The organism is Acidisphaera sp. L21, from assembly GCF_009765685.1.
In the GTDB taxonomy this organism is placed as follows: domain Bacteria; phylum Pseudomonadota; class Alphaproteobacteria; order Acetobacterales; family Acetobacteraceae; genus LMUY01.
Genome location: NZ_LMUY01000114.1, coordinates 161949 through 175723 on the forward strand (window position 1 = coordinate 161949; position 13775 = coordinate 175723).

At 61.7% G+C, this 13775-nt stretch carries 13 protein-coding genes; 7 read left to right on the forward strand and 6 right to left on the reverse strand.

Annotation, left to right across the window (positions count from 1 at the left end):
* The 6 genes from GSQ76_RS22635 to GSQ76_RS22660 form a co-directional block, all read right to left on the reverse strand.
* The coding region (locus GSQ76_RS22635; protein ID WP_158746373.1) for an ABC transporter substrate-binding protein at window positions 1-873 on the reverse strand (873 nt) is incomplete at its 3' end.
* A complete protein-coding gene (locus GSQ76_RS22640) occupies window positions 870-1610 on the reverse strand; it encodes an ABC transporter ATP-binding protein (RefSeq protein WP_254070579.1) in 741 nt (246 codons plus the stop codon). The genes GSQ76_RS22640 and GSQ76_RS22635, both read right to left, overlap by 4 nt.
* A complete protein-coding gene (locus GSQ76_RS22645; protein WP_158746375.1) occupies window positions 1600-3348 on the reverse strand; it encodes an ABC transporter permease subunit in 1749 nt (582 codons plus the stop codon). Before GSQ76_RS22645 ends, GSQ76_RS22640 begins: the two co-directional genes overlap by 11 nt.
* Window positions 3345-4211: a branched-chain amino acid ABC transporter permease gene (locus GSQ76_RS22650; RefSeq protein WP_158746376.1), complete on the reverse strand. Its 867-nt coding sequence runs from the start codon at window positions 4209-4211 to the stop codon at window positions 3345-3347. The genes GSQ76_RS22645 and GSQ76_RS22650 overlap by 4 nt, the downstream gene beginning before the upstream one ends.
* A gap of 10 nt (window positions 4212-4221) precedes the next feature.
* Entirely contained in the window at window positions 4222-5418 is a 1197-nt protein-coding gene (locus GSQ76_RS22655; protein WP_158746377.1) for an ABC transporter substrate-binding protein, read from the reverse strand.
* Window positions 5419-5588: 170 nt separating this feature from the next.
* On the reverse strand, window positions 5589-6455 hold the full coding sequence (locus tag GSQ76_RS22660) for an alpha/beta fold hydrolase (protein WP_158746378.1): 867 nt from the start codon (window positions 6453-6455) through the stop codon (window positions 5589-5591).
* Window positions 6456-6557: 102 nt separating this feature from the next.
* Here GSQ76_RS22660 and GSQ76_RS22665 point away from each other — a divergent pair, with 102 nt between their 5' ends.
* From GSQ76_RS22665 to GSQ76_RS22695, 7 genes are all read left to right on the forward strand, one after another.
* Window positions 6558-7439, forward strand: a complete 882-nt coding sequence (locus GSQ76_RS22665) for a branched-chain amino acid ABC transporter permease (RefSeq protein ID WP_158746379.1) — start codon at window positions 6558-6560, stop codon at window positions 7437-7439.
* A gap of 70 nt (window positions 7440-7509) precedes the next feature.
* Window positions 7510-8520 carry a branched-chain amino acid ABC transporter permease gene (locus GSQ76_RS22670; RefSeq protein ID WP_158746380.1) on the forward strand — a complete coding sequence of 337 codons (1011 nt, stop codon included), beginning with the start codon at window positions 7510-7512 and terminating at the stop codon, window positions 8518-8520.
* Window positions 8517-9287: an ABC transporter ATP-binding protein gene (locus tag GSQ76_RS22675; RefSeq protein WP_158746381.1), complete on the forward strand. Its 771-nt coding sequence runs from the start codon at window positions 8517-8519 to the stop codon at window positions 9285-9287. Before GSQ76_RS22670 ends, GSQ76_RS22675 begins: the two co-directional genes overlap by 4 nt.
* A complete protein-coding gene (locus GSQ76_RS22680) occupies window positions 9284-10066 on the forward strand; it encodes an ABC transporter ATP-binding protein (protein WP_158746382.1) in 783 nt (260 codons plus the stop codon). The genes GSQ76_RS22675 and GSQ76_RS22680 overlap by 4 nt, the downstream gene beginning before the upstream one ends.
* Window positions 10057-11883 (forward strand): long-chain fatty acid--CoA ligase, encoded by a 1827-nt coding sequence (locus GSQ76_RS22685; RefSeq protein ID WP_158746383.1) that lies wholly within the window; start codon window positions 10057-10059, stop codon window positions 11881-11883. The genes GSQ76_RS22680 and GSQ76_RS22685 overlap by 10 nt, the downstream gene beginning before the upstream one ends.
* A gap of 40 nt (window positions 11884-11923) precedes the next feature.
* A complete protein-coding gene (locus GSQ76_RS22690) occupies window positions 11924-13090 on the forward strand; it encodes an ABC transporter substrate-binding protein (protein WP_158746384.1) in 1167 nt (388 codons plus the stop codon).
* A 64-nt stretch (window positions 13091-13154) separates the two neighbouring features.
* On the forward strand, window positions 13155-13775 hold a 621-nt coding region (locus GSQ76_RS22695; protein WP_216851234.1), incomplete at its 3' end, for an enolase C-terminal domain-like protein.

A 13775-nucleotide genomic window follows, 5' to 3' on the forward strand; every position in this document is an offset into this window, starting at 1 on the left:
GCGGTCGGTCGGTGTTGCGTAGGCCAGAGCGTGGCGCACCCGGATGTCGTCGAATGGGGCGATTGTGAAATCAATCTCGACCGAGCTATGGCCCGCCCAGGTGCGCAAGACTGTCACGTCGTCGGCCGCCTGCAGTGCCACCGATTCGTCCGGGCTCAACCCTGTCAATACGACGGGGCGGCCTTCGTGCAGCATTGCCATCACCTCAGCCCGGGAGCCGACGCGTTGCACGTGCACCGCATTGGCTGCAGGTTGGCTCCAATGCCCGGCGCGTGGCTCAAAGCGCAATTGGTCCGGTCGCATCGCAGCCAAGTCATATGCGCCATACCCGGCGACATGCTGGTTCAGCCAGGCGATCCCCCATGGGTCCGCGTCGGTCGCGTGCGTTTGGATAGTGCGGGAATCTACCATGTTCGGCGAGACGGAGAGCAGCCAATTCGGGAAGGTCGGATAGGGTGCCCGCAAATGATATCGCAACGAGTGGTTATCGATCACCTCCACCCGCTGCAGCCCGATCACTTCGCGCCATCGCCACGCAGCCATGACGCCTTGCGCGCTGATCTTGTCGTATACCCAGGCGATGTCATCGGCCGACCATTCGTGCCCACCGTGGCTCTGCACGCCGGGTCGCAACCGTACGATCCAGTCGCCGTTCGGCTGCTCTTCCCACCCGGTGGCCAGGCGCGGTTGCATCGTTTCGTAATTGGGGATGAACACACCATCTGCGCCGAGGGTGACGGTAGGGGCTGCGAGTGAATCATAGGCCAAGCCCAAGCTCATGTAGAGATCGGGTGCGAAGACGTAGTTCGGGTCGTCATTATCCAGTTTTTGGCCAATGGTGCCCACGGGAACCAGAACCGGCATCGTGCTCATTGCCTTACCTCCTCTGCCTCGGACGGTTGGTTGGACGTGCCGAGATAAGCCGCGCGCACCCGCGGATCCACCAACAGGTCGGACGCTGCGCCTTGCAGCACAATGTGGCCCTGTTCCAGCACGTAGGCATAGTCGCTGAGCTCCAGACAGTGATGGACGTTCTGTTCCACCAGCAGGATGGTCAGCCCTGTTTCGCGCAGCGCCCCGATAACGCGAAATACCTCCTGCACGAACAGCGGCGACAGGCCAAGCGATGGCTCGTCCAGCACCATGACCCGGGGTTGGCCCATCATCGTGCGGCCGATTGCCAGCATCTGCTGCTCGCCGCCGGACAGTGTTTCCGCAGCCTGGTTCAGCCGCTCCTGCAGGCGGGGGAAGGTGTGGAAAACCGTGTCCAGCGTCTGCTGCGCTCTGCCACGCACGCGGCGGTGCAGGGACGCGCTGAGCAGATTGTCGCGCACCGACATGCCAGGGAAGACGCGCCGCCCCTCCGGCACCATGATCAACCCGGCGCGTGCGCGGTCATGCGCCGACATGCGGGCCAGGTCCTGGCCATCCAGCAGCACTGCCCCGGTATGGCGCAGCAGGCCGCATATCGCGTGCATCGCCCCGCTTTTCCCAGCGCCGTTCGCGCCGATCAAGCCCACCATCGAACCCGCGGCCAGCTCGAACGAGATGCCGTGCACGACCTCGACCGCGCCGTATCCGGTGCGCAAGTCGCGGACCTCAAGCAGCAAGGGTGCTCTCCCCCAGATAGGCCTCGACCACGACAGGGTTGGCGCAGACCTCCGCCATCGACCCCTCGGCCAACACCTCTCCATGGTGCAGAACGATCACTCGGTCGGCCAGGCGCGCCACCATGGACATCATGTGTTCGATGAAGAGGATGGTGGTGCCATGGGTGGCATTCAGCCGCATCAGCATGTCCACGAGTTGTTGCAGTTCCAGCGCCGTTAGCCCGGCGCCTACCTCGTCCAGCAAGATCAGTTTCGGCCTTGTGGCCCAGGCGCGCGCGACCTCCAGCCGTTTTTGATCGATGATGTTGAGGTCGGCCGATCGCTCCGCCGCGCGCGACGACAGGTCGAACAGCGCCAGCACCGCCCAGGCATCGGCCAGCGCCGCCGTGTGGGACGGCGCGTGCAAATAGGCCGAGGCGAGGATGTTCTCGAACACCGTCAATTCGCGGAATGGCTGTGCGGTTTGGAAGGTACGAGCGAGCCCCAACCGGCAGACGGCGTCGGCAGACAGACCGTCGATGCGTTGGCCGTCGAACGTGATTTGCCCGGCATTCGGCACAATGAAGCCGCCGAGCAGCGCGAACAGCGTGCTTTTGCCGGCACCATTTGGCCCGATGACGGCCAGTCGCTCGCCACGGCGGCAGGTGAAGCTGACATTGTTGACCGCCTGCACGCCGCCAAAGCGGCGGCCCACGCCGTCGACGCGCAGCAATATGTCCGTGTCGAGTGTGGCGGCCCGGGACGGCACGGATAACGCCAATATTTGGGCCACCGGCGCCAGCCGGATCGGTCCACGATGCCGACGCCATGCCCCGACCAAGGACGGCACGACGCCGGATGGCAGGAACAGCACGACGGGGATGAGGACCAACCCGACGATGATCAGCGGCGCGCCGGCGAAATCCAGCAGCGTCCGCGTCGTCTCCTGCAGGGTGACGAAAATGGCCGCGCCGATCACCGGCCCCAGGATCAACTGGGTGCCACCCAGCATCGCCGGGATCACCATTTGAAGCGAAACCTGCCAGCCGAAGATGCTGTCTGGATCCAGGAAGCGGATGTAATGCGCGTAGATCACTCCGCCCGCTGCCGTGAGTGCCGCGCTGATCACGATGGCAGTGAGTTTCTGCCGCATGATGTCGATGCCGGCGCCTGCTGCTGCCGGTTCACTCTCGCGGATGCACAGGAAATAGAGCCCCATGCGGCGCTGGCGAATGAGCATCGTCAATGCAATGACGCCAAGGGTCATCGCGAGAATGATCCAATAGTATATTGCCGGGTCGCGAAAGAAGAGTTGGCCGGCCGTCGCCTTGTAGGGCACCGTCAAGCCGGTGGAGCCGCCGATGAACTGCCAGCCCATCGCCAGGAACAGCGCAATTTGGCCAACCGCGGTCGTCACGAGGGCGAAATGCAGATGCACCAGATTGTAGCGTGCGCTGACATAGCCGATGGTCAGTGCCAGCACGCTGGCTAGCACGACCCCGATGCAGCCCCCGAGTAGCGGATGCCAGCCGAAGCGAACGAACAAGACGGCCGAGGTATAGGCGCCAATCCCGAAGAACACGGCATGCCCGAATGAAAGCTGCCCCGTCATGCCACCCACGATGTTCCAGCATGACGCCAGATAAGCCCAAAGGAAGATCGAAGTGAGGATTGAAATAACATACGAGTTGTCCGTCAGCAGCGGGATTGCTGCGAACACCAATGTTGCGGCGACCAGGCCAGCGAGCGAGCGGATCATCGCCGCCGGACCAGCACGCCGTAGGGGCGAAACACCAGCAGCACCACGAAGAGCACGAAGGTCAGCATATGGCCGGTGGATCCGTCGAAAAAGGTTGCGCCCAAGTTTTCGGTGATACCCAGGATGACGCCGCCAACGAGCGCCCCGAAAAAGCTGCCCATTCCGCCGAGCACGATGATGAGGAAGGACAGGAAGGTGAAGTCGGCGCCCATCGATGGCGAGGCGGCAAAGATCGGTAATAGCACCACCCCACCCAACGCCGCGCAGGCGATGCCGATGCCAGTCACGACCGCCTGCGCGGAATGGGTGTTGATGCCCATCGCCTCCGCGATCGGCCGATCGGCGGCGGCGGCGCGCACGGCAATGCCCATGCCGGTGCGCCAAAGCAGCAGATACATGATCGTCGTCGCACAAAGGCCAACGCCGCCGGCGATCAGCCGGGTCACGGGAAGTGCGATCGGCCCGATCGACAGGCTCGCCACCGCGTAAGGCACCGCGACAACCCGCATCTGGCTGCTGAAGAGGCCGAGCGCCGTGTTGTCTATGACGTAGCCGACAGCAATGGTCAGCAATGATTGCGCCAGCAGCGACTTGCCGACCATCGGGCGCATGAGACCCCAGTAGTAGGCCACGCCCAAGACGAAGAAGCTCGGCACCAGTATGAGCCCGCTGAGATATGGGTCGATGCCGTATCGCTCGTACATCAGCCAACTGGCATAAGCGGCGGCCATCAGGAACGACCCGTGCGCGAAGTTCACGATGCGGACGACGCCGAACACCAGCGTCAACCCGATGCCGACGGTGGCATACATGCCGCCCACCAGCGCGCCGCTGATCAGCCCCTGCAGAATCGCGACCAGCATGAATGCGGGCCTATTTCAGGGTGCTCGTGTCCAGCTTCGCGGTGGCGACGGCCTCCGGCCAGATGGTGACGAACTTGCCGTTCTGCAGTTGCGTCGCGATGACCCGGTCGACCTGGCCGATCGCCAGGCCGTCATCGTCGAAGCCGTAGCTGTTGAATGGTTCCACGGCCAGGCCCGGGTCGTCCTTGGTTTTCAACTTGGCAAGCGTGTCGCGGATGGTCTTTGGGTCCAGCGACTTGGCTTCCTCCAGCGCGGCCTTCAGGAAATACATGTCGCTCCATCCCCAGGCCGCGGAAGGGCCGGGATAGTCGCCATAGGCCTTCTTATAGGCCTCGCGATAGCCGGCGACAGCGGGCTTCGCCACATCCTCGTTCCAGTCGGACAAGGCGACCATTCCGTCGGCCGGCGGCCCCATCTTCACCATGGTCGAGTCCCAGGCGCCGGACCCTAGGATCAGCACCGGCGCCTTTGCGGTACGCACGGCGCGCACAATATTCACGCCGTCGCCGGTATAGACCATCAGCAGCAGCGCCTTTGCGCCGGACGCTACAGCGCGATTGACGACGGGGGACAGATCGGCGGTGTTGGTGTGGAATGCGATACGATCGGTGATCGTGACGCCGGCATCGGCCGCGGCCTTGGTCGCCTGCGCGTTGCCGCTAGTGCCATAGGCGCCATCTTCGTAAATCACCGCCACCTTCTTCAGATCCAGGCCGGAGGATTTGCTCAACCCGTCCAACACGCGGAACCCGGCATAGGTGAACGTGCCGGCGAGCGTCGCGCGGTTGAAGACATAGCGATAGCCCTGCTGCGTCACCTGGTCCGACGCGGCGCTGCAGATCAGAGCGCGCTGTTGCTGCTCGCCAACCGGCGCGGCAGCCATGCAGGGGCCGGAGGCGAATGGGCCCAGGATGACCGGCACCTTGTCGCTGGAAATGAGCTTGATTGCCAGGGTTCGGGTCACACTGGGGATGGACGTGTCATCCACCACATTCAGATGCACTGGCCGATGGTCCAGCGCGGCAATACCGCCATCCCGGTTGATCGCCTCGGCAGCCAATTTGGCCCCGTTCGCATATTCGCTACCCTGGTCGCCGATGGGACCGCTGAGCGATGAGATCATCCCGAGTTCGATCGGCGGCCCGGCGGCCCATGCCGCGTGGCTACCGCAAATCGCAAGTGCCATCAGCAACCGTTTGCCACCCATCGAGTTTACTCCCGTCGTCTTCTTGCACTTGTAACGACGTTACCTCAAACCAGCCGGACGTCAAGCCTGCCGGAATTAGGGGCCGCCTTACCTGTCGACGCTGTCCTGCTGCGCGCGCATCTAATCCGGCTCGCGCTCGGTCCTGCATGGAGGCGGCTGCCGGGTCACCCTCAACGACCGGGCCGCCAATTATCTTCGACGAACGTGAGAAACTCCTGGTTGAAGCGCTCGGCGTTCTCGAAGAATGGGGAGTGGCCGCAATCTTCGAACCAAGAGACCTGGGCGTGGGGGATCAGGCTTGCCGTGTGTTGACCGCTGGCCGGCAAGACCACGCTGTCCTGTAATCCATGCGTCACAAGCACAGGTATAGTGACACGGCGTAGCGCCGCCCGAGTGCGATCGAGATCGGGCGGCCAATCCCGGATCGCGGCGCGTACGGCGGGCGGTACTATCATGTTGTACGCAAGCGCGACGGTGAATTCGGACTCACTCATCTGCCGGTAGAAGCAGGCCCGCAGAAACGCGGAATTGGCATGAATCAGGCTCCCGATATCATGTGCGCGGGCCTGAGGCAGGTCGCGCATGCCTGGCCCGGAGAATGCCGGGTCGGCGATGGCGCGTGCGCTGACGAAGTTCACGCCGGCGATCTGCGCGTCCCCTTTTGTGAGCAGATACTGCGTGATAATTCGGCCGCCCAGCGACCAGCCTAGCAGCAACGGGCGGTGCAGGCCTGTTACATCCATCACGGCCTGAACCTCCTCCGCCCAGCGCGCGGGATCATGATAGAGGCGCGGATCGGTTGGCTTTGCCGATCCGCCATGGCCACGGACGTCGTAGCTGACAAGATGGCACCGCCGCAGCCGGGCGTCATTGAATTGTCGGTCGAAGCAAAGATGGCTTTGGCCGACGCCGTGAATCAACAGTACCTCGGGCCCAGCCGGATCGCCCCATTCCTGCACGGCGAGGGTGATACCGTCTGGTGTTTCGACGTGCCGAACACGATCCGGAATCAGGCTTCCGGTCTGCAAACGTTCCACGATCGCGCCTCCCGATTTCCGACTTGCAAGAATGGGTAACACCGTTATACGTTCCGGCCAAGGCGATCCGAAACAGAGACCGCCGGCTTGGGGAATCCGCGATTGGTTGATCCGGCTCGTCTTGTACAATTGACGGTCAGCGGTGCGTCGTCCGGCTGTATATACGGGTTGATCGCGCTCGGCTTCGTGCTGGTCTACAAGGCGACCGAGATGGTGAATTTCGCGCAGGGCGAGATCATGATGCTGGGTGGCTTCACGGCCTATACGCTGATTGCGAAGGCCGGGTTGAACTACTGGCTCGGGGCTGGACTGACGGTCGTGATTATCGCCGCGTTCGGATTCCTGCTTGATCTTCTCGTGCTGCGTCGCCTGATCGGCCAAAAGCAGTTCTCGGTCGTTATGTTGACCTTCGGCCTTGCATCCATCTTTCGCGCCGTGGCGGGAATGGGCTGGGGCTACGATCCCGTCGGATTCGTTACGCCATTCACCAACAAAGTCGTGCGCGTGGGCGGCATCGTGCTGAGCGAGACGAGCATGTCGATCATCGTCGGCACGGTTCTGCTCTGCACCGCGCTCTATCTGTTCTTCGCCCGGACCCGCATGGGTCTGGCGATGCAGGCAGCGTCGCAAAACCAGTTGGCCGCGTATTACATGGGTGTCCCCGTGAAGACGGTGTTTTCGCTCGTTTGGGCCATCAGCGCCGGCATTGCCGCGATCGCAGCCGTGTTGCTGGCACCGGTGGCGATGGTGGACGTCAATATGGGCCTCATCGGGATGAATGCCTTCGCGGGCGCTGTGCTGGGGGGCTTCGGCTCCATTCCAGGCGCAGTGATCGGCGGCGTCGTGGTCGGCGTCGTCGAACAGATGGCTGGGTATTTTCTGCCCGCGGGCTTCCAGGAAACGAGTGCCAATCTGGTCCTGCTCGCGGTGCTGATCATCTATCCGCAGGGCTTGTTCGGAACCCTCACCCGCAAGCGGGTCTGACGTGATGCGTGCACGGCTCAGAACTTCATACGAGCAAGAGATTGCACTTGCCGCAGGAGGTGCCGACCGGTTGCGGTACGTCGTATTCCTGCTGGTCCTGCTGGTGATCCCGGTCTTCGCCGGCGAGTTCTATGTCGGTGAATTGGGCGCTGTGTTCATCTTCGCCGTGGTCGGCATAGCCCAAATGCTACTCACGGGCTACACCGGCCTGATCAGCCTCTGTCATGCTGCTTTTCTCGGACTCGGCGCCTACACGGCGGCAATCCTACTGGCAATGGGCGTGCCATTTTTGCTCACGATCGTCGCCGCGGCCGTCGTTGCCGGGCTTGCCGGCACCCTCATCGGATTACCGACCTTGCGAATGAGCGGGCTTTATCTCGCGATCGCCACACTCTCCTTCGGCTCGATCATCGCAACCGTGCTGGCGAAATGGGATCGTGTCACTGGCGGCTGGAGCGGCTTCATCGTTCCCACTCCTGTCGTGCTTGGTCACGCTCTCGGTGGTCCCGTATGGCTGTACTACATGTCGCTCGCCGCCCTGTTGTTCGTGCTCTGGATGTCCTTGAACATCCTGCGGTCGCCCATTGGCCGCGCCATGATCGCGATTCGCGACAGTGAGATTTCCGCGCAGAGCATGGGGATCCATTTGAGCCGCAGTAAGGTCACGGCATTCGCGATCAGCGCCGGAATGGCTGGCCTCGCCGGTGCGTTCTACGCGCAATATGTTCGCGCCCTAACGCCAGATGCATTCGATCTCCTCATATCGATCCAGTTCATCACCATCATTTTCGTGGGTGGTCTTGGCTCACTACACGGCGCTATCATCGGAGCCGTGTTCGTGCGCTTGCTACCGCAGGCGATCGCTCTCCTACGCGATGATCTTCCGTTCGGGCTTGGCCGAATGCCGGGTCTTGAACCAGGATTGTTCGGCCTGGTGCTGGTTCTGGTGATTCTGGTCGAACCAGGCGGCGTTTACGGACGGTGGCAAAAGATCGCGCGCTACTTGGCGGCTTTTCCCCTGTCCCGCCGTTCGACGTCCACCCGGCAGCGAAGTTTCACCCGGTCGGAGCGGCTTCGGTGACTGCTGCTTTGTTCAGCGCCGACGATATCTCGATCAGCTTCGGCGGCATACGCGCAGTCGATGGTGTCAGCTTCGATGTTCAGACCGGTGAGGTGTTTTCCATTATCGGCCCGAACGGGGCTGGTAAAACGACAATCTTCAACCTCATCAGCCGCATTTACCAGCCGACTTCCGGCCGATTGGCATTCGGCGGCCAGGATATCACGACCATCCCGCCGCATCGCATTGCCGGGCTTGGAATTGCACGAACGTTCCAGAATATCGAGTTATTCACTGAGGCGACGCTGTTACAAAATCTGCTCATCGGCTGCCACTGCCGTAGCGGTACCGGTCTGATCTCTCAATTGTGCTTCCTGCCCCGTACTCGACGCGAAGAAATACGGCATCGGGAGAAGGCCGAGGAGGTGATTGCGTTTCTCAACCTCCAGCGATACCGCCAATCGCTGATTGCAAATTTGCCCTATGGTGTACGGAAAATCGTCGAGCTTGGCCGTGCACTTTGTACGGAACCGCGTCTGCTGCTGTTAGACGAGCCATCGTCCGGGCTGAATGTTCCGGAAACGGAGGAGATGGGCTTCTGGATTGACGATATCCGGCGAGACCTTGGAGTCACCATTATCATGGTCGAACACGACATGAACCTTGTGCGATCGGTTTCCGACCGGGTGATGGCGTTGAATTTTGGCAAGGTGCTCGCATTGGGCACGGCCGCGGATGTTCAGGCCGATCCGGAGGTCATCCGGGCTTACATCGGTAATGCACCATGACGGCGGATGGCGTGCCAATCTTGCGCGTCCACAACCTCGAAACCTATTATGGGCCCATCCAAGCCCTTCACGGCATTAGCCTCGAGGTGCCGTGCGGACGCATCGTCACGGTGTTGGGTGCCAATGGTGCGGGCAAGACGACGGTGCTTCGTACGATCTCCGGCGTGATCACTCCGGAGCGTGGGCAGGTTCAATTCGCGGGACGAAACATTGGCAAACTCTCACCCGACCAAGTGATGCGGGCCGGGATCTGCCACGTGCCGGAAGGCCGGGAGGTATTTCCCTTTCTGACGGTGGATGAGAACCTCCGCATGGGCGCCTACACGCGGACCGACAAGGATGCCATCGAACGGGATATACAAACCTGCTTCGATTATTTTCCGATCCTGAAGACGCGTGCCACGCAACGGGCGGGCCTACTTTCCGGTGGGGAACAGCAGATGCTGGTGATTAGCCGAGCGCTGATGGGCCGGCCCAAACTTCTGCTCCTCGATGAACCTTCGCTCGGCCTCTCCCCGCTGCTGATTCTGCAGATCTTCGAGATTATTCGGCGGATCAACCGAGACCACGGCATGTCCATCCTGCTCGTTGAACAGAACGCCAACATCGCATTGCAGACCGCCGATTTCGGCTATGTCCTGGAGGTTGGACGGGTCGTGATCAGCGGCGACAGTGCAGAGTTGCTGCAGAGGGAGGACATCAAGGAATTCTACCTTGGGCAACGCGGAACCAGCGCGCGAGCAGCGCAGCGTTGGAAGCGCAAGGCATCATGGCATTAGAGATCGTTGATGCGATCGTGGCCCCGCACCGTCCGGTGACGATGGCGTCGTTCCGCAACCTTCCTGTTATGCTGCTCGACCGTGCTGCGGCGCGGCCGAAGGCGACTGCGCTGCGGCACAAATATCGAGGGATCTGGAAGGATGTCTGCCTCGATGCGTTGGTAGCCAAGACGCGCCTTGTCGCAATGGGATTGAGGGCGCTTGGCATGGTGGCCGGTGACGTGGTCGCCATACTGGCCCACACGGGTCCGGACTGGGTATTTGCCGATCTCGGGATCCTTGGTGCCGGTGGCATTTCCTTTGGGTTTTATCTCGGTGATACTGCCGCTCACGTCGCGGCCATGCTGGAACACACGGCAGCGCGCTTCATCTTCGTCCAGGACGCGGAGCAGTATGCCAAGGTTCCGAAGACTTGCCTGGGCAGCGCGGCACTCCGACGGGTCGTCATTTTCGACATGCAGGGCTTACACGGGTTGGTAGATCCCGCTTACGAAAGTTTCGCAGCATTTCTCGGCCGCGGCGCCCGGTATGACGAGACGCATCCCGGCGTGTGGGAGGCAGACGTCGTCGCGATAGCGCCGGAGGCCCCAGCCATGATCCTGCAAACGCCGGGCACCGATGGTGACGCAAAAACAGTGTTGCTGACCCACGCCAACATTCTCGCCGTGCTAGAACAACCTTCGATATTCCCGCACCATATGGAAGGCCAGGATAGACTGGCATTTTTGCCAATGGCCCACACTATGGAGCGCATTCTTGGCCTGTATTATGGCCTGTCATATGGCGTGGTTGGCAATTATGTTGAAAACGATGGGACGGTACAGGAGGATCTGCGGGAGGTACGACCCAGCGTCCTCGTCGCGCCACCACGCTTCTGGGAACAGCACTATGCGAACGTGACTCTTGCCGCGGCGGCGACCACGGCGCTGCAGCGCCTGGCATATCGCTGGGCATTGAAAGCGGGCCGTCATTGCGCAGCAACCCGGGATGGAGGCCAGCGGGTGACCGTCCTACGCCGCTGCGTCGCGGGGCTCGGCAGGCTTTTGGTTTTGCGTCGCGTGAGGCAGTATCTCGGCTTCGATCACCTGCGCATCGGATATGTCGGCGGCGACCGGATCGCCCCGGAACTCCGGCTCTGGTATCGAGCGCTGGGGATCGACCTGGTCGAGATCTATGGTCCGGCGGAGTCATCCGGGTTCGTTTGCACCAATCCCGCCGAGATCGGCAAACCAACCGCGCGGGTCGAAATCCGCGTTGCCAACGATGGCGAGATCCTTTTACGGGGAAACAGCGTCTTTGCCGGCCACTGGAATGCGCCCGAACAAACGCGAGCACGCTGGCAGGACGGTTGGCTTCATACCGGCGATATCGGCCGGATGACCGGCTGCACGTTGCGGATCGCGGGCCGCCGGTCCGCGGTGATCGCATTGCCGGATGGAACGACGATGCTGGCCGCTGAGTTGGAGGCGGAGCTGCGGTTCAGTCCTTACATCGCCAGCGCGCTCGTCGCGACGGACGTAGCGGGGCGGGTTGTTTGCCTCGTGCTGATCGAGCATGCGAGTACCGAGCGATGGGCGCAACAGCACGGCATCGCCTATACCGGATTTGCCAGTCTGGCTGGTGATCCGGCCGTTCAGATGTTGGTCGCCAGTGAGATCGCGCGCATGCCAAATGCCAGTGCAATCCGGCAATTCCGTATCATCGCCCACAAGATTGCCGGGGAGGATCGCGAGATGACGGCATTGTGGATGCTGCGCCGGCCCGTCATGCATGAGGTGTATCGCGACCTTATCGAGGGGATGCACGCTACTGCGTGACCGGCTTGTGCCAATTGACATCAATCAATGGGGGGAACCAATGAAATATCTTGCTTTGGCCAGTGCGGTTGCAGTGCTGTCGGCGCAACCAGGCGTTGCCGCGGACATGACCCGCGGCGTGAGCGATACCGACATCAAGATCGGCACGGTAACGGACCTTTCGGGTGTTGCCGCTGTACTCGGCACCACCAACGTCAATGGCTGGCGAATGGCGTTCGAGGAGCAGAACGCCAAGGGTGGCATCAACGGCCGCAAGATCCGCTACATCGTGGAGGACCACCAATATCAGGTCCCCAAAGCCGTGCAGGCGACGAATAAATTGCTGAATAGCGACCAGGTGTTTGCAACGGTTGGGAATGGCGGAACACCAATGGTCTTGGCGATGCTGGCGATCCTGAAGGACAAGGAGACGCCCGCCGTCTTCCCCTTCACGGCGGCCCGGATACTCTATCAGCCGTATAGCCGATTGAATTTTGCTCAATACCCGTCGTTCTACGACCAAGGGCGGACCATGGCGAACTACTTTCACATGCAGGGCCGCAAGATGCTCTGCGCGCTCTACAACGACAACGATCTTGGTCACGAGGTATTGGAGGGGATCAACGACGAGCTTGCCGCGCTGAAGCTGACGTTGACCGCTTCGGCCGCGGACAAGCCGACCGACACCGATTTCAGCGCCACTGTCGCCAAACTCTACGATGCCAAATGCGACGTGATCTTGATGGGAACGGTCGTGAAGGACACGAACTTGATCCTCGCCGCCACGCACCAACTTGGCTGGAAGGTCGATATCGTCGGCGTAAGCTCATCCTCCGATAATGCGGTCGCGCAGGTGCCGGGCAACGCCAATGATGGGTATTTTTCGGTCAATCCGTTCATCTTCGCGTATCCCGATGACCCGCGTCCCGCCGTTCACGCATTTGCTGCCGACTATAAGAAGCGGTATGGCGCCGATCCCACGTCCTCCGCCGAGGTTGGTTACTCGGCAGCCCAGATGACGATCCTGGGTTTGCAGAATGCCGGTCGCGATCTCACGACCGATAGCTTCATCAAGGGCCTGGAACAGATCAAGGACTTCCACGATATCTTCGGCTCACCCCCGATGACCTTCAGCGCCGGCAATCACCACGGCACCACCAGCATGTTCCTCACGCAGGTGAAGGACGGAAAATGGGTCCAGGCTGTCGCCGAGCCCATCGGGTACTGATGCGAAACGGCGGGCCGGCAACCGCGCCGTACGTCGCTATCGGTGCCAATAGTTTGAGGGTGCCATGCGATTAGCCGAAAGCTCCATTCACCACTATCATTTGCCGTATGATCGCCCGGTGCATTGGTTCAACTCGTCCGAGGCCGGGGCGAATTTCGTCTTGCTGCGGCTGGTTGGGGACGATGGCAGCGTCGGCGTTGGCGAAGCAACCATCAAACCGACGTGGTCCGGCACGTCGGTGCGGTCGGTGGTCGCCGTTCTGGAGGATCTTTTGCTGCCCGCCCTGCAAGCCACCGACATCACGGATGCAGCCGCTGTCAGTCAGAGCATGGGTCGTTTTCCAGAGAATACGCTTGCGAAGACACTCATCGCAAACGCGTGCCATACGCTGCGGTCGGCAGCCACCGGCAAACCCGCCTGGCAGCTTGCGGGCGGTTCGCGGAGCGTTGACCTTAGCTGGTGTGTCACACGACAGGCGCCACCGGCCATGGCGGCGGAGGCGGCTCGTATGGTGGATCGCTTCGGGTTTCGCGCGTTGAAGGTTAAGGGCGGCCAGGGCATCGACACCGATCTCAGGGCGTTGCGCGAGATCACCAAGGCGGTCGGCACCGATGTCGCCTTTTACGTGGATACGAATGCCGCCTACCCGCTGGACCCGTCGGGTGACTACATACGGGCCATTGCG